Below are 21,671 nucleotides of genomic sequence, written 5' to 3'. Positions count from 1 at the left end.
TATTAGGATCTATATGGTAGTTCTTTAAAAAATTCTTCAACAAATTCTAAAACTTTCACTAATTTAGGAAAAAAACCACTGAAACTTGCATGAATTTTTCGCTCCGCATCCAACTGTCCTTTATGATGTTTTTAGAGTATTTCATCAAAGGCGCTTGGTTTGTCACATTAGGCACTTACCTAACAAGCAACTTAAAAGCCACCGGGTTTGAAATGGCCAATATATTTTCCACACACTCGTTAGGTGCCGTTATTGCCCCCTTCTTTATCGGACTGATTGCCGATAAGTATTTTCGAGCGGAGCGACTGCTCGGTATATTGCACTTTTTTGGGGCCTTTTTGTTATTTTTAATGTACCAAGCCACTCAAGCAAGTGATTTTTATCCTTATGTTTTGGCTTATTTTATTGCTTATATGTCTTCGCTAGCACTCAGCAATGCCATTTCCTTTAGGCATTTACCCAATCCACGCCAACAATTTCCTTCAATCCGCGTATGGGGAACTATTGGGTGGATTATTGCGGGGATAACCATCAGTTATATTTTCCATTGGGATAAAAGTGAGGCTATTGCCTCAGGCGCCCTTAAATACACCTTTCTTTTAGGCTGTTTCTCATCCCTACTCCTGGGCTTATTTAGTTTTACCTTACCGGCTACGCCGCCTGTTAAGACTGAAAAAAACAAGAGCATGGCATCACTTTTAGGTTTAGATGCGCTACAGTTGCTAAAACAGAAAGATTTTTTAATTTTCTTTACTTCAGCCATCCTCATTTGTATACCGCTAGCTTTTTACTACCAGAATGCTAATCCCTTTTTAACCGCTATCGGTCTACCGAATCCAACCGCCAAAATGGCTTTAGGACAATTTTCAGAAGCTATTTGCTTATTATTTATCCCTTTCTTTTTTTCCAGATTAGGTTATAAAAAAACAATCCTTATAGGTATTGCGGCATGGATTATACGCTACCTCCTCTTCGCTTATGGAAACGCTGATAATTTATCCTTCATGTTGATAACGGCTATTTTATTGCATGGAGTCTGTTATGATTTTTTATTTGTTGTTGGACAAATTTATACCGATACCATTGCCGGTGATCGCTTTAAATCATCTGCCCAAGGGCTGGTTACCATCGCTATGTACGGTGTGGGTATGCTAATCGGTTTTTGGGTTGCAGGATATATTACCGAATATTTGAAAGAACAACAAGTGGTTAATTTTTGGAAGCAATTATGGATTTCTCCCGCAATCATTGCTTCGCTCGTATTCGTTTTATTTCTTTTCCTTTTTAAAGATCAAAAGATTAAAGACAAGCGATGAACACCGGTAAACACTGATGCTCATCGTTTGGTAAAGGCGTTCAGCCAGGTTACAATATCCGTATCATCAACTGAAAAAATTGCGACCAATAGTACAATAATGAAAGAAAACAGTAAAATGCTTGAAAAATCAAGTGTACTTTGTTTTTCAATGAATGTAATTCCATGCCTAGGTCTTCGTTTACTGTTTCGTTGATTATGGTTTATCCTTCTACTGTGCATAATAGGTTTTTTAATCTGACAAACTAAATTACCAAATTATTGGACTGAAAAATCCATTGGAACGCGAATGATACGCTTTTGTCGCATTTGCTCACTATTACACAATGAAGAGCGAGTTGACCCGCTCTTCTAAAACCATTTATTGCACTAATTGCTTTTACAATCAGAAGGTATAACCAATTGACACCAAATGATTCCGAGGTGCTCCAGGAAAAAGTCGATTGAAGTCGAAACCACCCACCCAATACGTTTTATCGAGAAGATTATTAAAATTCGCTTGTATTTTGAATTTATCAATACGGTAGTACAACGCAGCGTTAACAACCCAGTAAGAGGGTAACTGCAAGATATCACTGTTTGTATTTCTACGCGTCGCATAATTTGCGCCAAGAGCTACACCGATTCCATTGAGCGCACCCCTCATAAAATTATACTTCATCCAAATATTTCCCTGGCTCTTCGGCGCATTCGGCATCATTTCACCAATCTCACTCACATCATCACTCTCGGTTATCTTTGCTATGTTATAGGAGAAATTACCGGTTATACTAAAGTTAGACGTTATGCTTCCATACGCTTCCACCTCCACCCCCTTGGCTTGCTGTTGCCCTATTTGCCGAAGTAGGTCCGGATTTCCCTCCGCTCCTGCATTAACTAAGATATTGTTTTGTTCAATGCGATAGACCGCCGTAGTAACTGATAGACCTTTATGAAAGAATTCCATTTTTGCACCAGCTTCTACCATATTACTGATCAGTGGGTCAAACGGACCACCGTAAGTCTCCGGATCGCCTATAGTACTGGCTGTTTGGGGTTGATAACCCTCCGTATAGGTTGCATAAAAGCTCACAGGTTCGATTGGTGTATACACGATGCCAAGCCTTGGAATGAAGGCCTTCTGTTGCACATGCCTTTCATCAGCCTTTGTATAATTGAGTATATCTGTATAGAATTCCTGTCTAAAGCCCAATAAAATTTGCAACCTATTCCATTTCAATTGTTCTTGTACATATACCCCGTTTACGAAATACTTAGTCGGCGTTTCCTCTCGCGGTACATTCATATATTGCGAAATCTCTGAAATAGAATAATCCGGATCTGCTAAATCGAAATAAGGCACATTAGGCACCGGAATCCCATTTGCAAACTGATATCGTTCCGGATGCTGCGGATCATAAGTACTATAGGTTCGCGTTCCATCGCTGCTTAAAAAGCCACTGGCATTATAGGTAGAGTTACCTTTTGGAAAGGTTTCCTCGATATGATCATAACCGATCAGGAGTTTATGTTCAAAAGGCCCGGTGTTGAAATCAAAATTAAAATAAGTGCTCAGATTATCAATATAATTTTTCCGCAGACGTCGTATCGTTTGCATGCCCATTAATGTAGGGATTTGATTTCCCAATGAATCTACTGCATATTGATTCGATGTACGATGTTCCAATAAGTCTTCATCATAAAAAGATTTAAGATAAGATGCGTTAAAAGTGATATGGTCAGAAAACCGATGTTGTAACGAAATGGTTGAAAATAGATTCAACTCATTTTGGTAATCATTTTTCCGTCCAATGGCAAAGGATATCGGTGTCGAATACAGATCCGTACCGGAAGAGGCCCCAAAAATCGGTTGCCCTCGATCGAGTCGACCTTTATTATATTGATATACCAAATCGAAGTTAACACGTGTTCGATCGTTTGGTATAAACGAAAAAGAAGGGGCCAATACCAGTGCTGAACCATCTTGCAGTATACGAAAGGATTCCGCATTCTGATAAGCCAAGTTAAGCCGATACAATAGCGTTTTACTATCGTTCATCGGACCTGTAAAATCCATCGTGGTTCGATAAGTGTTATAACTCCCGGTTGTAAAATTGATTGATTTACGCGCCTCATCTAAGGGTTTTTTAGTGACCGTGTTAATAGTACCTCCCGGATCGGTATTGGCAAAAAGTGCAGAAGCAGGTCCTTTAATTACTTCAATGCGCTCGACATAAGGTAGCAGGTTCTGGGCCCAACCACGGGTTGAAATACGCAGGCCGTTTATTAGGGTGTTACTTGCATGGAAGCCCCTCAATACAAAATCATTATTATTATACGAATACTGGTTCACACCGCTCACATTCTTGATAGCATCACTGGTTTTAAAGGCCAGCTGATCGTCCAAGGTTTCTTTGGTTACATAACTGATGGATTGCGGAGTCTCCTTAATGGGAGTCGCTGTTTTCGTTCCGCTAAAACTATTGGTGTTTTTGTACCCGCTTTCTTTGCGCCCTATCACCTCTACCGATTGCAATGCTTCTTGACTTGATTCAAGTACTATATCCAATGAAAGGCCTTCCCCCTCTTTAACAGACACTTTTGCTTGATAATGTTTGTAGCCAACAAAACTTAGGTGCAATATATATTCGCCAGGTCTTGCCATGAATTGAAAGTATCCTTCACTATCCGTTTTAGTTAACGTCATCTTATCGTTTAGCCAAACGGTCACACCCGCCAATGAATTACCATTGGGATCTTTTACAACACCTTGAAGTTTGTTTTGCGTATGATTGGATTGGGCCCTAGTGCTAAGGGACAAAGAAAGGAAACTGAATAAAAGGAAAAGTTGATATTTCATTTGATATTATTTAAACTAATTCTAAAGAGAGGCAAATATAAAAATATCTTCCTCTTATTTAGAATCAATAAAAATAAATCTTTGGGATTTCCGCCGAAGGTCAGAACAGTCGGGTCATTTTTGCGGATATTTCTTTTTCAAATCACGCATCAGTTTCTTCACCACAGCCTTTCCTGCATTGAAGCCATTCATTCCATTAGGACTGGCTTTATAGGTAGTGGATTCCCAAAGTACCTCTCCTTTTTGGTCAATTATTTTTGCACTCAATGCGTATGATGTACCTCCCCATGAAGTTGCTGTGATTCCCTTAGAAGCTTCTATATGAACGCGCATCTGCAAATCCGACTGTTCCGGTGCAGAGACCAGATGCCAGTAATTCCATTCTTTCAATCGCTCCGACAATTCGTCGGCTGTTTTTAGCACTTGCTCATTTTTGGAATTTACTTCAATGAACATGTTTTCTTTTTGTTCCTGCACTTCATTTCCTTGTGCAAATAAGAATCCCGCAATGAGCAGAAAACACAAACTGCTTAATATTAATTTCATATGTTTTATTATTGATAGAGTTTTCGCTAAGCTAAAATCTTATCCGTTGTTTTTCAATCGCAGAAAACCATTAATTTTTAATCAGGCAGGTTAGATTTATCCGACGCTATCAATATCAATTTTCCGCTAAAACAATTTATTGTAGCGAAAGTCAGTATATAAACGTTAAAAGGTCGACAAGGATTATTCAGATGTTATCAATCAACCTGAACAATACCAAGGAAAAAATTAACGTATATACAAATGAAACACACAAACAAAATTCTATTTCTACTTTTTGGGGTGCTAATTGCTTTTTCAGCCTGTAATAAAACTGATTTCGATGAAATAAGAAGGGAACAGGAAAGACAGGATTCCATCCGACAAGCACGCATACGGAAAGTACTTGCCGAACAAGAACCGATCTTGAGAGCCTATGTTCAAGACCCTGACAATGGATGGACCAATCCAAGGCGTAGTGATAGTACGGGTATTTGGTACGAGGTATTGGAGCCAGGTCAATCTGATTCTTATACCTACAAATTGAATTCAATAGGTCAAATTGTAGCGCCTACTATTGAAGTAAAGTACAAAGGGCAGTTACTGAATGGAACTGTATTTGATCAAACAAGTGATTCTTTAGCCAACAAAAAAACGTTTAAAACCAATTTAGGTTCTAACATTATCCCTGCCTGGGTATATGCTTTCATACCAAGCTCATTTACTTATAATGGTCAGAACATGCCGACCTTTGGATTGACAAGCTCAGGATTGAAAAAAGGATCTAAGATCCGTTTTGTAACCCCATCACCTTGGGGCTACGATGATAAAGCTAATGAAAAAATACCCGCCAACTCTCCACTAGTATTTGAAATAGAAGTTGTTGACATTAACGACAATCTATAGCATTTCGTCACACAACAACAATTCGCAGGGCCTGGAATTTAGAACATAAATTTCAGGCCCTGTCATTACTAAGCCTTTCTGCCTCGCAATCGTATTTTAATTTGTAGGTGTTTAGCCCCATCCATCTGGGGCTCAAACCGTATCAACAGCGAATCAGATGGGACTTCTATCCGACCGCGAACCCTTTAAACTCCTAGGTGATTCGCTGTTGATTCCCAATAGATCCTTATCTACGCGAACAACGTACGAAGCTTGTACGAACATAGGTGCTTTATCTATCTTTTATCTGTCGTGCAAAACTATATCTCATCATTTCTCGTCTGTCACTTAAAATTGGCACTAAATAATCTACTATTTTTATAGAGAATAATTGCAGAAATTAAGTGGACCCTTCTTATTTTTATAGACGAATCATATAGCGATGAAGAATGCAGGCATTTAAGATAAAAGAGAAAATAGGTTTAGACAAAACATTTAAAATAGCACCTTTTCGAAAGCATATACGGAATACCGAACCCCACAAGCATAAAAACTATTTCGAAGTCATCTTTCTATGGAAGGGTGACGGTGTGCATCTGATAGATAGTACCGCCTATCCTATCGCTGCACCCGCTATCTTCATCCTAAAAAAGAACCAAATCCACGCTTGGGATATCGTCAGCGAACCCGAAGGCTTTGTTCTGATTATAAAGGATGAATTTATAAACCATAGTAAAGACACCGAACTAAAAGCCCTGTTTCATTTGTTCTGGAGAATTGAACATCTGCCCCTCCAGCACGATATTCAACCGATTCGAAACCTTTTCGAAAGCCTCTACCATGTATATTCGCAAGAGCAGCATTTTCAGGATTTAATTATCGAGGGATTATTGAAGAGTATTTTAGGCACCCTACTACAAGAGGGGCTCAAGCAGGATATTGACAATAGATACCTAGACCTATATGCATTATTTATTGATCTGATTTCGACAACCGAGGGAACCAATAGAAATCTAAGCTTTTATGCTGAAAAGCTAAACATTCCGTCGAAAGTGCTTAATGACATTTGTTATAAGGTGGCTGGAACATCAGCAAAGAAGATTGTCGAAGCCTTTACCCTTTCTGAAGCCAAACGTTATTTACAGTTCAGCAACCTTACCATTAGCGAAATTGCTTTCCGACTGCAATTCAACGATCCGTCCTATTTTGTAAAGTTTTTCAAAAAGCACACGAACATAACACCGCATCAGTTTCGTGCTTTATCATAAATTACCAAAGATAGATCGATTTTCACCATTTTTATCGCGATAACTATCCTAGCTTAGCGCAAGTATGAAAAATCTGTACGTACTTTCTTTTTTATTATTTTTTCTTTCATCTTCCGCTTTGGCTCAAGAAGCTCAAATTTCCGGCCAAGTATATGATTCGTTAAGCCATAGCCCAATAAGCTACGCAAGTGTAAGCATACATCAAAACAATCATGATTCAGCTTTTGTAGATGGCGTTATGACAAATGAAAGCGGCGCTTTCTCACTCGCAAAATTAAAAGCAGGACAATACCTGCTTAAAATACGATTTTTAGGTTATGAAACGCAGGTAATCAAACTGACACCGCTCCATGCAGGCGAACATTTAGCTATAAAAGCAATAGAATTGAAACCATCCGCTACCTTTTTAAACGAGGTGGTTGTTTCAGCTCAACCCAATCTAAATTATCATAAGATAGATAAGCAAGTGTACAAAGCAAACCAGTTTGAGACGGCAAAGGGTGGAACTGCTATCGATATTATCAAAAATATGCCATCAATAGCGATCAATGGGCAGGGAGAAATTACATTACGAGGGTCTAGTGGCTTTTTGGTATTGATAAACGGTAAAGCAGTACAAACGGATGTGCAGACGATATTAAGTCAACTTCCCGCTAATGTCGTGGAAAATATTGAACTGATTACCGCCCCATCAGCAAAATACGATCCGGATGGTAAAGGTGGTATTATCAATATCACTACAAAAACAGGAGTGGATAACGGTTCTTTTCTTGCGATAAACCTACAAACTGGCTTTCCCAGTTTTAACGATTACAATAATAAAGAAAGTCAAAAACGTTATGGCACTGATATTTCCTTCAACTATAAAAATAACCGATGGGATTTAACGGCAAGTGCTAACTACCTTCGCAATGATAACGCCGGGTTCAGAGAGGGCGACGTTTATACGATTATCAATCAAATTAAAACTACCTTTCCGTCGAATGGTGAGCGCAGCTTTGATAAGTACAATTACGGCGGACGCTTTAATATCGAATTTAAAGCAGATGAGAAGAACACGTTCTCAATCGGATTTTTTGCAGGACACAAATTTCAGGATCGTGTGGCTGATATTTACTATAACAATACCAAAATAGATTTGGAAAATCAGCAAGTTATAGGAAGGACTTCCTATTTTAATGCTAATCTCCAAACAAAACAAGGTAACTTTGTACTCGGAAATTTTGGTTATACCCATCAATTTAATGATCGATCCAACCTGTCTCTTTCGCTACTCTACGAATATGCCGACTTATACGGTTCTACAGATAATAAAAATATAGAAGGGAATACGACCGTTCAACATACTCTTAACACTTATAAAAACCCGCTCAAAGGATTACGAGCTAAATTGGATTATTCGGTAAAAATTGGCGAAGGAAGCTGGGAAAGTGGCTATCAATTCAGGGAAGACAAGCAAAACGGAGATTTTATTTACTCAACAAAACAGGGAGATACTTTCGTCGTTGATCCGGAATTTTCTGGTCTAATAGACGCTCGGAATTCCATTCATTCGCTTTATAGCCAATACGCCGGTAAGCATAAAAAGTTCGAATATACGGGAGGCTTACGCTACGAACATGCAAATCGTAATGTAAACTTGCGAGGGGAAGAGGCACCTCATGTACTTACTTTGGACAATTTATTCCCTTCAGCCAATATACTTTATACACTTAGCAGCGGGTGGCAAACAAAAGCCGGCGTCAGTAGAAGAGTGCAGCGAACCAATAATTTTGAATTGAACCCTATACCTGAGCGTGAACATTCAGAAACCTTGGAGCAGGGAGATGCTGATTTATTACCCGAGTTTATATACCTGGCAGAGCTAGGGCTTATCAAAACTTTCAAAAAGGGGTCATTTTTCTCCACCTTATACTATCAAGATATTAAAAACCCCATTCAACGGGTAAATAGCGTATATACGGATACGATTTTAAATCGTATCTATACGAATGCGGGCAAGGCCTATAGCTATGGTCTGGAAACGGGTATCAATACACAGATAACCAAGCAATGGCAAATTTATTTAGGCGCCAATCTATATAAGTACCATATAAAAGGGACGTTATTCGATGAACAGATCGATGTAGCCAATAGCGATTGGGTCTATGCCATCAATTTTAACACAGACTATAAAATAAATTCCACACTTAACGTTCAAGGAAATCTTAACTATTTGTCGGCTCGTCCAACAGCTCAAGGAAGAGATTCTCGTTTTATATCACCTAACCTCGCACTGAAAAAAACTTTCATGAACGGCCGGTTCAGTGCGCAACTACAGTGGCAAAATATCGATCTGGGATTCATCCAAGCTAATGAGCAACGGATTACAACCTTTGGTTCCGATTTCTATACCACTACAAACTATATTTACGAAAAAGATATCCTACTCTTAAACCTCAGTTTTCAGCTAAATAAATTGAAGAATAAACTCAAACTTCCGGAGAGCGAATTTGGGAACAAAGAATTTTAGCCCCGATTCTGTCATATTATTGTCATCCCGTAATTTGCTATTTTTAATAGGTCTAAATAACTATACATTTGTGCCGATTAAATTCAGCCATCTTACAAAAGACGTCAATGAAGCAACTTCTACTTTTCGCAAGCTTATGCCTACTTACTCTATCCCTCTCTTTTGCACAATCGCAAAAGGTCATATTAAAAGGATTAATTATTGATGATAAAGGTGCGCCGCTACAAGATGTAACCATTAAGGTCCTTGACAGCATTGGTGTTCGAAAAACCATCTTAAAAACGGATCAACGGGGCCAGTTTGTTACAAATACGCTACCAGAAGGAAATTACAAGCTGATAGCCAGCTACATAGGCTATAAAGAAACAACCAAAGAAGTCCAGCTCACAACGAACACCGCGACACAGATTGAGTTTATACTCAGTCAGGATATCGCCCTTAATGAGGTGGTTATTACCGCTGGCCGCAAGCCGGAGAGTATCGACGAAGTACCCTCATCTATTAGTATTCTCAATGCTCAAGAGGTTAAAGAACAAACCAACGTCAACCCCTCTATAGCTACTATTTTAGGAAATACGATTCCGGGACTAGGTACAGGAACAAACAAGGCCACCAATAGCGGACAAACCCTACGTGGTCGGCAGGTATTGGTGCTTATCGATGGGATTCCACAATCGACACCCTTGATGAATGGGGCCCGGGATATACGTACGCTTGACCCAGCTGTCATCGAACGTGTGGAAGTGATCAAGGGAGCAACTTCAATTTACGGCAATGGCTCCGGGGGAGGTATCATTAACTTCATTACCAAAACACCGGCAGTGGGAAAACGTTTTGGAGGAACGACCAGTATCGGAACGAGCGGAAATCTAGTGCACCCATCCAATACGATTGGCTATCGGATTTCACAGCTCTTCGAAGGCTCGATTGATAAATTCTCTTATGTTGTAAGTGGAACATACAATTACACCGGTGTATTAAAAGATGCTAAAGGCGAAGTGAACGCACAGGCTGACGGTCTTGGGGAAAATAATCTCTACAACACCTTTATTAAGCTTGCTTATAAGCCGAATGAGCATAGCGCCCTTACAGCATCCTACAATCTGTTTAGAAGTGTTCAGCACAGTGATTATGTCAATGTTGTTGGAAAATACCGTGAGAGGCCTTCCATTGGGGTCAAAGGAGATGATCCAGGTGAACCGGCGGGTACACCTTATAACCATAACGTTTTCCTTTCTTATCACCACGATGCATTGCCATACCGTACATCACTCGATATAACGGCTTATTATAATCGCTTCGTTTCCATGAATCGTTATGTTGAACAAGGAACCGCGTGGTACGGGCCCGGACAAACAAAAATTCAATCTTTTAAAAAGGGTTTGCGTTTAAACCTCAATACACCTTGGGCTATACATGACGACCTCCAAGCAGAGCTTACCTATGGGCTCGATCTGCTAAACGACCGAACAAATCAAATTCTAACCGATGGCCGTGTTTACATCCCGGATATGGACATGGTTAATCTGGCACCTTATGCACAGCTTAAGTTAGACCTATGGAATCATTTGGTGCTGAAAGGAGGTGTGCGTTACGAGAATGCCAATGTAAAAGTAAAGGATTTCAATACCATCGCGACAGGTCCTAATGGTGAGGGAAGCATAGCCGTATCGGGGGGTAAAATCCCGTATCACGCCACCATGTTCAATGTTGGTTTGCGCTATAACAAATACGATTTCTTAAATCCATTCATTAGCTTTTCGCAGGGCTTCGCCATCAATGAGTTGGGACGTATTCTACGTAGGGCTACGCAAAGTACGCTTGAAAGTATCGAGACGGATCCGATTATTACGAACAATTATGAGCTGGGTATCAGCAGTCGTTTCGATATTTTTCACCTTACGGCTGCTTACTATATTAGCACTTCCAAGTTTGGCGCGAACTTAGTTGATGTTGGCGGATACCTGGTACCGCAGCGTGAGCCGGAACGCGTATATGGTTATGAAGTAACAGCTGACGCTTTTCTTAGTCCGCAATGGACGGTTGGAGCAAGTTACTCCTTTGTAGAAGGCAAATCAGAGCAGGAAGACGGTACAAAAGTATATATGAATGGTATTCGCATCGCCCCGCCTAAAGCGACGGCTTATATTGCTTTCTGTCCTTCCTCTGAGTTCGATCTTAAGCTAAATTGGGTATATACGGGCGATAGAAATCGCTTTGAGCCACGCTCAAACGGGTTATATGCTAACAGTGAAGGACCGGTAGACGCTGTCAGCTTGCTTAATCTCTCTGCTTTATACCGAATCAACAACAAGTTTTCCCTAGGGATGGGCGTAGAGAATCTGTTAAACAGCTCCTACTATCCAGTGGTTAGCCAATATCGCGCAATTGATGCCGAATACGTTCGTGGAAACGGGGCCACCCTAACGATGAATCTCTCTTACAACTTTTAAAAGCAGCTTGTCTTTCAGTATAAGTAATCTTCGGTTTTTAAACGAAGGTTACTTATACTCACCGGATGTTCGATGTTTAAGTTCCCGTTCCATATCGTCTTTGAAACGCATTATTTTCTCTTTCCATGCCGGTGCCTTCTCTTTAATATCATCCACCATCGATCGGCCATTTGCATCTTTCTTCGTCGCATATTTATAGGCACCATAAGCGGCTGCGCCTAGTAGTATTGTTCTAAATAATCCCATTTTTCAGTGATTTTACTAATGTAACTACCTTTTAACAAACCGCCTACTGAAATGTTTCAGCGAAAATAAAATATGGTTATTTTACACCTTTCCACCATGCTGTAAAGGTCTGGGCAGGATCATCGAGGCGGACTACCTCCCCTATCATGGGCGTAATAAAAGGCAACTTCTCCGATGCAGCGAGTATGCTTATTCTTTTTAAGGGTTCGTCCCAGGCATGCAGAGAAAGCGCAAATTTTGATGAGTGTACCGGAAAAAGACGTTTGGTTCCTAAGTCTTTCGAAGCGTTTATAACTTCTTCCGGAAGCATATGAATCGCTTGCCAGGCGGGGTTGTATTGTCCATTGTCAAGAATCGCCAAATCAATCGGACCAAATTGCTTGCCTATCGTCGCAAAATGGGTATCATAACCGCTATCACCGCCCAAATAGATTTTTTTGGTTGGGGTTTCCAACAAAAATGAGAGCCAAAGTGTATTGTTTCTGCTGAAACTTCTACCTGCGAAATGGCGGGTAGGCAAGGTATGCAAGGTTGTTTGGGTATTAACGACAACCTTTTCATTCCAATCTTTTTCAATAATGTTATCGGCTTCATATCCCCAATGTTCAAAATGGGCACCTACCCCTAAACCACAAATTATCCGAGTCACCTTATCCTTCAACGCCACAATCGTTTCATAGTCAAGATGATCATAGTGATCGTGTGTAATCAAGAGATAGTCAACCGATGGCATATCCGCTGCGGTATAGATATCGGTTCCTTTAAAACTTCTATTCGATCCCGGAACGGGTGATGCATTCCCACAAAATACCGGATCCACCAAATAGCGTACGCCGTCTAGCTGTAATAAATAGGAAGAATGCCCAAACCAAACCAGAAGATTAGCATTCGGGTCCAGTTGCTGTAAGTTTGTTTTAACAGTAGGAAGTGGATCAGTCGGTCGGTTTCTCGGATCCTTACCGAAAAAGAACTTATAAAGTACACCGATAAAAGAGTATCCTTCGGTGATCGTTGGTGTAAAATGTAGATTCTGAAACTGTCCATCTCGGTAGTTGGGTGATTGCTTTATCCGCTCTAGTCGCTTACCCGAAGGTGCTTGACCAAATTTATCTTGTCGAATATAAAAAAAAACCGTAATCGCTAACAAAACGGCTACACTGAGAATAACGACCATCATATATTTTAATATCCTTAATAGCTTCTTCATTGCATGATTTTCTACTTGCAACCGGAGAGTACGCTGCATTTTTCCGACACTACTTCATCTAGATGGGCGGATAAAAAGCATGGCAAGATAGCAATTAATCTCTTTGAATGCTTAGTCTACCCCACTCATCCGAATCTTTTTCAATACTTGCAATAGTGAAAATGTCACAACGGCCATTGCAAAATAACAGATGGCAAGCGTACTTTGGCTACTCACTTTTACCAGACTAATCGTGCTATAGCTTAGCACCGAGGTTATGAGATAAGAACCTCCGCTGGTAATACCACTGGATATACCCGCGTTTTGCGGAAAACGTGTTAAACAAAAAGTGAAATAGACGTTGTACATAAAGCCCGCACAAACATGCATACTGAATACAAATAACATTAATACGTATAGGTTCGTAAACAACGTACCAACGAAAAACATCAATAGCGCAATCATGCATTCAGAAAAATTAGCGATTCGTAACTTCATTAGCAGCGGACGACTGGTTAATTGCTTAGCCAACATACCTCCTACAAAAAGGCCTAAACCGGAAATGAGCGCACAATAACCGGTTACCACCGATGATAAATGGAATTGTTCTTCGATAATAAAAGGAGCCGTCATACCAAAAATCAGGACCATCGAATAACTTGCTGCCAACACGAAGAGCCCTAGTGAAAACTCCTTCGTTCCCAACACCTTGCGATAACTTGCAATAATAGTAGGCATACGGAAGGCCTGGGCCTGACGCATTGCTTCCCCACAGAATATATATTCCAAGGTAAAAGAAAACAAAGCATAAACACCTAGGAAAATAAAATTAGATGTCCAACCCCAATAAGATTGCAGGTACCCACCCAAGAAGGGAGCTGTAATGGGGCCGAGCGACCAGACCACCGACAGCAACCCCATATAATGTTTGAGCTTTTCGCCGGTATAGATATCAACTAAAAAGGCACGCTTGGCCACCACGATCAGCGCGGTCAATATTCCCTGTAAAACGCGTATAGCATAAAGGAAGTAAAGATTATGCACATAAGCAATCGAAAAATTACTCAATGCAAATAACAATAAGGCGCCTAATATAATTCGATATCTTCCAAAACTATCAACTACACTCCCGGCCACAAACATGGTAATCCCGTAACTGATCAAAAAGCAAGAAAGCGTCAACTGAATACCTGCCGCGCTTGTTTGAAAAACCGATTGCATCTCTGGGAAAGATGGAATATAAACATCGGTTACAAGTCCTGATAGAGGAATTAAAATAAAGGTAGAAATCGTACTGATCTTCTCAAATTTGCTATTGTATAGCTTCATAATACCCTGTTTTTTAGCATTACAAAACTAGCGGACTATTCGCTATCGAAAAATAAGCAAATCAAATATTAGTTAATGAAATCAAATATCACTTAACAGCAGACTCCGATATTCTCTTGGACTTTTACCGGTTTTCCGTTTAAAGAAATTATTAAAATGCTGAGGATACTCAAAACCTAGGCTGAATGCGATTTCGGTAATACGCCAATGACTGTATTGTAACAAATCGAGCGCTTCTTGTAAGATTCGTTCTTGAATAAGATCGCTGGTAGTTTTACCAAAATAGGAACGCAAACTGTAGTTTAAGTGATTCACGTGAACCTGCAGCTGTAGTGCATAATCAGCCGGGCTTTTAAGAACCAGCGCATTATCGGGAGACTCGATAGGGAATTGCTTTTCCAGTAGATCACAAAATCGATTTACTAGGTCGCTATCCGGAATTCGCTTCTCTGACGCACCCCGTTCCATCCGTAATTTAACTGTCGTATAAGTAATCAATCGTAAAAAGTCTTCAATGATCTGCTTTTTGTAAACAAATTCACTATTATACTCCTTAAGCATCCATTCAAAATATTGAGATAGTAAATCGTATTGCTCTTCACTCAGAAAGATAAAGGAGTATACGTCATTTCGAAACAGGTTAAATAGATTAGACAGGGCCTTCCGCAATTCATTACCAATAAACAAATCGTTAAACAAGCAAACATAGCCTTTCTGAGCCGGGGATGTGTTTTCCCAACCAAATCTCACATTGGTATTAGAAAAGAAAATCGCCGGTTTATCAATGGAAATTGTGCCTTTATCAGTATGCAATATGGCGCTTCCCAGCGTTAAACAGATTTTGTAATAATCCTTGCGGGAAAAATGTAAGCTTGCATAACAATTGTTTCGTTTTAAGACATTGAAGTGGGCATTATTACCACCACCTTCTATCAAATCCGGCGGCATTTTTCTACACGTTCTTCTATAGTATTCCTGTAAAGTCTCCGCTTTCTCCATTGCATATAAGTTAATTAATTCAAAGATACAAAATTATGAATTTCGATTTAATCATTTTGCTCGACAATGGAACAAACGTATTCGAAAAAGGAAGGTACGACTGGATAGGTGGATAAGACAAAGTAGCGTTTTGACAGGGTCTTTCTTCGAGGTGAGTCCAGGGTGAGTCCACGTTGTCTCCAGGGTGAGTCCAGGTTTTTAAGGAAAAACCTGGACTCACCCTGGAGACAACCTACTTGTTGAATGCTTACACAGCAAAGATGCTACGAATCTGGTCCAAAGATGATGTTATGCGGGTAATGGTAAAATTAAAAAACAATGAAGTCTTACAAAAGTAGTTTACAAGTGTAATAAAAATTGACTAGACATCCCTCTTTAATATCAATAGTTTCATTATATGAAAATACGATCAAGCGCGGTTTTAAGTTTTCGGATCGTACCGATCAGTAATTGTAGCTGCTCTTCAAACTCTTGATAATGCCCTTCTTCCAGGGCTTCTCGGATGCCGGGCAATGTTTTGACTCCATAACCGGTATAAAATCCCGGTGCATAAATACTATGCTTATACCATGGACGCCTAGGTAATCCCTTTTCCAGTAACAACGATTTCTCCGCTTGAAAAAGCTGCTTGTTTACCAATGCTAAAGCTTTTTTGTTTCCCTTAAATGTTTGCCGCCGCTCTTTAAGCGCTTGAATGGATTTGCTTAAGCTATCAACACCTTCTTGCAATCCCGCAAATGAAAAATTGGGTACTGATTTTTTTGGTATCGGTTGTACATAGGGCTCTTTCGGATCGGCTGCCAAGGCATATAAAGAATCTTTTATCAGTTGGTTTTCAACAGCATGGAACAGACGAAGATCCTCACCAAGCTTTTGCACCTCATTTGCGTACGTATTGATTGCTTCTTGCAGGCCATCAAAGCTAAAAGGTAAAATCTCAGCCTCGGATAATCGTAAAACAGCTCTACCGGCAACTTGTGCCAGCGCAAGCCCATAACTGAAATCGGGGTCTTTGAATCGGACATAATGATTATACGAATCATAAATACTATGATAATCCCCCCCTTCACTTTCTCCTCCAAAAGAAAAATTAAGACTAGGTATTCCTAAATGCTGTAAGAAGGCCGAATAATCAGAACCTGTTCCCAACGCTTGTAAAGCAAACTCTTTTTTTGCGAGCAACTTTTGCTTCTGCTGCGGAGAGGTCGCCGATATAACGGTGTTGGCCAATTTTCGATCGAGTATCGACTTACCTGTTAATGGATCCTGTACATCACCTGCTATGTCGGTTACCAAATCCTTTAATGCGTGTGATCCGCCGGCACTCAAAAAACCCCGCCCGTTTCCATCCGTATTAATATAGGTTACCGCCTTTTGTTTCAATTCTTTTGCATGATGTTCTACCCATTCGGTTGAGCCGAGCAGCGACTGTTCTTCTCCATCCCAAGCACAGTAAACCAAGGTTCGTTTCGGTTTGAAGCCGTTTTTAACCATGGTTCCAATTGCTTTTGCCTCCTCTAATAAAACGGATAGTCCCGCTACCGGATCATCGGCTCCATTGACCCAAGCATCATGATGATTTCCTCGAATAATCCACTCGTCAGGAAATTCATTGCCTTTGATCTTGGCGATTACATTATAAGCAGGCACAATATCCCAGTTTTGCTTAATTTTTAAATGCACTTTGCTCTGATTCCCACCGCCGATCCGATAAGTTATAGGAAGTGCACCTCGCCAAGCGTTTGGAGCTACCGGACCGTCGAGGACTTCCAATAAAGGCTTCGCATCGTGATAACTGATCGGTAACACCGGTATCTTTAAAATGGTAGCAGCTTCTTCTTTCGTCAAGCGCTTTGCATCCTTCGTTGCACCAATCCAGGGAGTTAAAGGATCCCCTGGATAAACCACCATATCCATTACCGAACCCCGTTGCACCATATACTCGTTCTTGAAAGGCCCTTCAGGATAAACCGCGCCTTGAAAATAGCCGTCCTCTTTCGGGTCGGAGTAAATAATGCAACCAACAGCACCGTGCTCATAAGCAATCTTGGGTTTTATTCCACGCCAGCTATTACCATATTTTGCTATCACGATTTTTCCTTTTACATCCACCCCTAATCGTTCCAGTTGTTCATAATCGGCTGGTAAGCCATAGTTGACAAAAACCAGCGGTGCGGTCACATCTCCATCCGCACCCCACGCATTATAGGTTGGCAGCTGCCCCTCTTGATGCGCTACTGGATCACCTTCTACCGGCATTTCTTTTAATATGGCTTGATAATGGCTTGGCGCCAATAGTTCAAGCTGTCGCTCAATCGGCGTAGGAAATAATACGTGATAAACTTCCAGTTGAGCATCCCATCCATATTGTTTAAACCAATTTAAAATTTCGTTGGCAACCTCTTTCCCTCTTGGGGAACCAAGATGATGGGGATACGCCGACAAATTCTTGATATTCCGTCCAATACTCTCTTTCTGCAAAAGAGCGTCAAAGCGATTTTCCAGTAGTTCTTCCTGTTGCGCTTTAAGTATGGTAAATCCGAAAGTAAGAGAAAGGATGAGAATAGGCAATACTTTGTTGAAGTGTACTTGCATAGCTGACTCGGTAACGGTTTCTGATTAATGTTGTTCTTTTGTTAAATTATCCACTGCCTGAACCAGTTGAGCAAACTCGGCCTCATCGTATAAACGTGTTAAAAACCGTATTTTTCCGGTACGATCAATAAGAACGTTACGGGTCACGCCTGCCTTTTTATCAGCAAATTGTTGAAAAATACCAGCTCCAGGATCTAGTGCTAAAGGATAGGTAATGTTCATATCCCGATGAAACTTTAGCACCGTTTCTAAGGGCTCGTCGCGATCCACGCCAATCAATACCACATCTTTATCCTTATAAGCTTGCCAAATATCGCGTTCGAGATAAGGCATTTCTTTTCGGCAAACAACACACCAGGAGGCCGTAAATTGCAAAAGAACAATTTTTCCCCGTAATTCTTTTAAAGAAGTCTTACTGCCGTCATGCAACACCAACTCAAAATTATCCGGTGCCTGATCTCCTACCTGAACAATATAGCCGCGATCAGCATCTTTAGTTTGAGAGTATCTTGTTCGCTCCTGGCAGCCACGTTAAATGTGAAGCCTATTAAAAACCCAATTAACGTCAATCGTATTGTTTTCATCCAGTTATTTTCTTTTACTAAATCAATCATAGGCAAATATATATAAAATCTACCATTTTTATAGATTACACACAAAACCTAAAGAAAATCGCTTTATTCATTAGAATACCATTAAAATTACATCACGTTAGTTGCGAAAGGTTAACAATTTGCTGACATCTTCGTATAATAGTGCCGCTAATTTTGTAACATGTTGCAACACCTTAGAAGTGCCTTTTTACGTTATACTATCGGATTCTTCTTAATTAGCTTATTTACGCTAAAAATGGCTGGGACCGTCACTGCGATTGTAAAAGATAAACATCTTTCAAACTTTAAGATTTGCAACGATTCAGAGAAGTCGGAAAAAGAAGAAAAGAAAGATCCTGAAAAACAGCAGAAAAAAAACGTTGAATTCTTTGCGAAGAACGATGAGTGCGATTCCCGAATCTTAAAAAAGAGAGACGGAAATGCAGAAGGTGCTCACCGCTTTGCTTACTGTATTCCGCATTTCGGTACGGTTCCATCCCCCCCTCCGGACCGCATCTATTAATGCCATTTCACAGAGAAAATCACCCTAACATTTTATTTTAATTACTTCTTATGAAAAAAAAACACGCAGGTTCGGCGCCAACGCCCTTGCAGCGGCTTGTCGGCATGCTGCATCCGGAACGTAAAACCATAAACTACATATTTTTATACGCTATTATCATCGGAATCTTTAGTCTTAGTATTCCGATAGGCATTACAGCCATTTTCAATTTGCTCAGTAATGGAGCCATGTACAGCTCTACCTATATTCTTATTACCGCAGTTATTGCAGGCGTTGTACTTGGAGGCACTTTACTCATAGGCCAATTGAGCTTGGTAGAATACCTTGAACAGAAAATCTTTCTAAAGTCGTCACTCGAGTTTGCATACCGTCTTCCACGAATCAAGCGCTCGGAACTGGATGGCGAGAATCTGCCTGAACTTGTAAATCGCTTTTTTGATGTCATCATTATTCAAAAAGGTATTATAAAATTACTGATCGATATTATGGCAGCTGTTGTTACCATTTTCTTTAGTGTTATACTTTTATCGTTCTACCATCCGGTCTTCTTAAGTTTCGGTCTCGTGGTAATAGTGGCGGTAGCGGTTGTTCTCGCTATCTACTACAAACGTGGACTTAACACGAGTATTGAAGAATCTGCTCACAAATATGAAACCGTCGCCTATTTGGAAGATGTGGCGAATCATATCGATGAATACCGAGGCAATCGGGAAATGATGAAAAAAGTAATTGCTGACACAGATTACATTACAAGCAAATACCTTGCTTCCCGGAATGAGCATTTCAAAGTGTTAAAACGCTTTTTTGCAGGCTCTGTATTAATCCGAACAATTCTTTTCGGTGCCATGCTATTACTCGGCTCTTATTTTGTAGTTGAACGGGAGATGACTTTCGGTCAGTTCGTAGCAGCAGAGGTTGTAATTGTCCAGATTGGCTATGCTGTAGAAAAGTTACTGACAAATCTGGATACCATTTTCGATATGTTAACGGGTAGTGTTAAGTTAGCCAGTGTAACAGACCTTGAATTGGAGGAGGAGGCCATTGATTATGGGAAATAAAGCACATAGTTTGTTGTCAACGATCAAATGGGAAGACCTTTCCGTCGCAGGTCGTGATCAATTGTTAAAAAAGCGAGGTGTGATGGCCCTAGGTAGGATATTGCTTTTTGCTGCCATCCTATTTATTGTAATTTTATTTTTACCTTGGCGGCAAACTATCCCCGGCCGCGGAACCGTCACTGCCTTAAAACCGGAAGAACGCCCACAAACCATTCAAAATCAAATAGGTGGCCGTATTGAACACTGGGCAGTACAAGATGGCGATGAAGTTCAGGCAGGCGACACTATTTTGGTGATTTCCGAAACAGCCCCCTCCTACTTTGATCCCGAATTGCCCCAACGGTTAAACGAGCAATTAACTGCAAAAAAGAGTAGCGAGCAGGCTGCCGATCAGAAAATGCTTGCAACAAAAGCCCAAATTGACGCGCTGACTGCCGGTTTACGTTATCAGCTGGAGGCCGCACGCAATAAGGTTGTACAAGCTAGAAACGTAGTAAAAATAGACAGTGCCGATCTGGTTGCGATGCAAAGCTTCTACGAAACCAGCAAGGCACGATTGCTGCGTTACGAGCAGGGATACAAAAACGGACTTTTTTCGCTTACTGATATTGAAACTCGCCGCTTAAATCTGCAAAATGACGAGGCAAAGGTAGTAAGTGCTCAAAATAAATTGACTAACGCACGGCAAACATTGATCAATGCAACTATTGATCTCGACAATATCCAAGCTAAGTACAATGAATCGTTAGCCAAAGCACAGTCCGATCTAGGTTCAGCGCTTTCCAGCAAAGCCTCGGCACAGGGGGACATCGCCAAGTTAAGAAATGAAATTGCCAATATTGAGGTACGTCGAGATCACTACGTTGTCAGGGCTCCCCAAAGTGGATATATCGTAAAGACACTGAAGGCCGGCATAGGTGAGAATATTAAAGAGGGCGAATCGATCGCTACGTTACAGCCCAAGGTAACGGTGATGGCTGTTGAATTGTATGTAGATGCCATGGATGTACCTTTGATTCTTAGTGAAAGCGATACACGTCTGCAATTTGAAGGCTGGCCGTCTGTACAGTTCTCGGGATGGCCTTCGGTAGCTGTTGGTACCTTTGCCGGTAAGGTAGCGGTCATCGACAAGGTTAGCAGTGCCGATGGCAAATACCGCTTACTCATAAAACCCACTACACCCGTTCCTGATAAGGACGAACCATGGCCGGAACAATTGCGTTTAGGCTCAGGAGCATTCGGACGTGTTATTTTAAATGCGGTACCACTCTGGTATGAAATATGGCGCCAACTTAACGGTTTCCCGCCGAGTTTAGAAAAAGAACCAAAAACCGAAGGAAAGTAG

General features: G+C 40.7%; 16 protein-coding genes. 8 read left to right on the top strand and 8 right to left on the bottom strand.

The features are described from left to right. Positions 1–89 precede the first annotated feature (89 nt). Positions 90–1,316 carry an MFS transporter gene (locus QT327_RS08570; RefSeq protein ID WP_013665954.1) on the top strand — a complete coding sequence of 409 codons (1,227 nt, stop codon included), beginning with the start codon at positions 90–92 and terminating at the stop codon, positions 1,314–1,316. Positions 1,317–1,700: 384 nt separating this feature from the next. Here QT327_RS08570 and QT327_RS08565 read toward each other — a convergent pair whose 3' ends face one another. Then, complete coding sequence (locus tag QT327_RS08565) at positions 1,701–4,154, bottom strand: TonB-dependent receptor (protein ID WP_289552601.1); 2,454 nt, start codon at positions 4,152–4,154, stop codon at positions 1,701–1,703. Between the two features lie 114 nt (positions 4,155–4,268). Then, entirely contained in the window at positions 4,269–4,700 is a 432-nt protein-coding gene (locus QT327_RS08560) for a hypothetical protein (RefSeq protein ID WP_130857189.1), read from the bottom strand. 243 nt (positions 4,701–4,943) lie between these two features. Here QT327_RS08560 and QT327_RS08555 point away from each other — a divergent pair, with 243 nt between their 5' ends. From QT327_RS08555 to QT327_RS08540, 4 genes are all read left to right on the top strand, one after another. Beyond that, positions 4,944–5,585, top strand: a complete 642-nt coding sequence (locus QT327_RS08555; protein WP_130857188.1) for an FKBP-type peptidyl-prolyl cis-trans isomerase — start codon at positions 4,944–4,946, stop codon at positions 5,583–5,585. 428 nt (positions 5,586–6,013) lie between these two features. Beyond that, entirely contained in the window at positions 6,014–6,832 is an 819-nt protein-coding gene (locus tag QT327_RS08550; RefSeq protein ID WP_130857187.1) for a helix-turn-helix domain-containing protein, read from the top strand. Between the two features lie 64 nt (positions 6,833–6,896). Continuing rightward, positions 6,897–9,344, top strand: a complete 2,448-nt coding sequence (locus tag QT327_RS08545) for a TonB-dependent receptor (protein WP_289552600.1) — start codon at positions 6,897–6,899, stop codon at positions 9,342–9,344. 107 nt (positions 9,345–9,451) lie between these two features. Then, the gene (locus QT327_RS08540; protein ID WP_130857185.1) at positions 9,452–11,797 is read left to right on the top strand and encodes a TonB-dependent receptor; all 2,346 of its coding nucleotides are present in this window, start codon (positions 9,452–9,454) and stop codon (positions 11,795–11,797) included. A 48-nt stretch (positions 11,798–11,845) separates the two neighbouring features. Here QT327_RS08540 and QT327_RS08535 read toward each other — a convergent pair whose 3' ends face one another. From QT327_RS08535 to QT327_RS08510, 6 genes are all read right to left on the bottom strand, one after another. Then, on the bottom strand, positions 11,846–12,043 hold the full coding sequence (locus tag QT327_RS08535) for a hypothetical protein (RefSeq protein ID WP_013665944.1): 198 nt from the start codon (positions 12,041–12,043) through the stop codon (positions 11,846–11,848). 76 nt (positions 12,044–12,119) lie between these two features. Then, positions 12,120–13,250 carry an MBL fold metallo-hydrolase gene (locus tag QT327_RS08530; protein ID WP_130857184.1) on the bottom strand — a complete coding sequence of 377 codons (1,131 nt, stop codon included), beginning with the start codon at positions 13,248–13,250 and terminating at the stop codon, positions 12,120–12,122. A 111-nt stretch (positions 13,251–13,361) separates the two neighbouring features. Then, the gene (locus QT327_RS08525) at positions 13,362–14,558 is read right to left on the bottom strand and encodes an MFS transporter (protein WP_130857183.1); all 1,197 of its coding nucleotides are present in this window, start codon (positions 14,556–14,558) and stop codon (positions 13,362–13,364) included. Between the two features lie 81 nt (positions 14,559–14,639). Further along, positions 14,640–15,557: a helix-turn-helix domain-containing protein gene (locus QT327_RS08520; protein ID WP_013665941.1), complete on the bottom strand. Its 918-nt coding sequence runs from the start codon at positions 15,555–15,557 to the stop codon at positions 14,640–14,642. A gap of 393 nt (positions 15,558–15,950) precedes the next feature. Beyond that, positions 15,951–18,152 carry a transferrin receptor-like dimerization domain-containing protein gene (locus QT327_RS08515; protein WP_130857182.1) on the bottom strand — a complete coding sequence of 734 codons (2,202 nt, stop codon included), beginning with the start codon at positions 18,150–18,152 and terminating at the stop codon, positions 15,951–15,953. A gap of 24 nt (positions 18,153–18,176) precedes the next feature. Further along, positions 18,177–18,584 (bottom strand): TlpA family protein disulfide reductase, encoded by a 408-nt coding sequence (locus QT327_RS08510; RefSeq protein WP_289552598.1) that lies wholly within the window; start codon positions 18,582–18,584, stop codon positions 18,177–18,179. 417 nt (positions 18,585–19,001) lie between these two features. On the opposite strand from QT327_RS08510, the gene QT327_RS08505 reads away from it, so the two are divergent. Genes QT327_RS08505 through QT327_RS08495 form a run of 3 tightly spaced genes read left to right on the top strand, consistent with a single transcriptional unit; the run spans position 19,002 to position 21,671 of the window. Next, on the top strand, positions 19,002–19,268 hold the full coding sequence (locus QT327_RS08505; protein ID WP_130857181.1) for a hypothetical protein: 267 nt from the start codon (positions 19,002–19,004) through the stop codon (positions 19,266–19,268). A gap of 50 nt (positions 19,269–19,318) precedes the next feature. Beyond that, a complete protein-coding gene (locus QT327_RS08500) occupies positions 19,319–20,326 on the top strand; it encodes an ABC transporter transmembrane domain-containing protein (RefSeq protein WP_130857180.1) in 1,008 nt (335 codons plus the stop codon). After that, entirely contained in the window at positions 20,316–21,671 is a 1,356-nt protein-coding gene (locus QT327_RS08495; protein ID WP_130857179.1) for an HlyD family secretion protein, read from the top strand. Before QT327_RS08500 ends, QT327_RS08495 begins: the two co-directional genes overlap by 11 nt.

The sequence above is a fragment of the Olivibacter sp. 47 genome (assembly GCF_030372825.1).
GTDB classification, from domain to species: Bacteria; Bacteroidota; Bacteroidia; order Sphingobacteriales; family Sphingobacteriaceae; genus Olivibacter; species Olivibacter oleidegradans.
The sequence above is the reverse complement of the archived record's forward strand: the minus strand, read 5'-3'. Positions and strand labels throughout refer to the sequence as shown.

Coding starts and splice junctions, on each gene's coding strand:
- QT327_RS08570 (WP_013665954.1), top strand. CDS start 90: ATGAATTTTTCGCTCCGCATCCAACTGTCCTTTATGATGTTTTTAGAG.
- QT327_RS08565 (WP_289552601.1), bottom strand. CDS start 4,154: ATGAAATATCAACTTTTCCTTTTATTCAGTTTCCTTTCTTTGTCCCTT.
- QT327_RS08560 (WP_130857189.1), bottom strand. CDS start 4,700: ATGAAATTAATATTAAGCAGTTTGTGTTTTCTGCTCATTGCGGGATTC.
- QT327_RS08555 (WP_130857188.1), top strand. CDS start 4,944: ATGAAACACACAAACAAAATTCTATTTCTACTTTTTGGGGTGCTAATT.
- QT327_RS08550 (WP_130857187.1), top strand. CDS start 6,014: ATGCAGGCATTTAAGATAAAAGAGAAAATAGGTTTAGACAAAACATTT.
- QT327_RS08545 (WP_289552600.1), top strand. CDS start 6,897: ATGAAAAATCTGTACGTACTTTCTTTTTTATTATTTTTTCTTTCATCT.
- QT327_RS08540 (WP_130857185.1), top strand. CDS start 9,452: ATGAAGCAACTTCTACTTTTCGCAAGCTTATGCCTACTTACTCTATCC.
- QT327_RS08535 (WP_013665944.1), bottom strand. CDS start 12,043: ATGGGATTATTTAGAACAATACTACTAGGCGCAGCCGCTTATGGTGCC.
- QT327_RS08530 (WP_130857184.1), bottom strand. CDS start 13,250: ATGAAGAAGCTATTAAGGATATTAAAATATATGATGGTCGTTATTCTC.
- QT327_RS08525 (WP_130857183.1), bottom strand. CDS start 14,558: ATGAAGCTATACAATAGCAAATTTGAGAAGATCAGTACGATTTCTACC.
- QT327_RS08520 (WP_013665941.1), bottom strand. CDS start 15,557: ATGGAGAAAGCGGAGACTTTACAGGAATACTATAGAAGAACGTGTAGA.
- QT327_RS08515 (WP_130857182.1), bottom strand. CDS start 18,152: ATGCAAGTACACTTCAACAAAGTATTGCCTATTCTCATCCTTTCTCTT.
- QT327_RS08505 (WP_130857181.1), top strand. CDS start 19,002: ATGGCTGGGACCGTCACTGCGATTGTAAAAGATAAACATCTTTCAAAC.
- QT327_RS08500 (WP_130857180.1), top strand. CDS start 19,319: ATGAAAAAAAAACACGCAGGTTCGGCGCCAACGCCCTTGCAGCGGCTT.
- QT327_RS08495 (WP_130857179.1), top strand. CDS start 20,316: ATGGGAAATAAAGCACATAGTTTGTTGTCAACGATCAAATGGGAAGAC.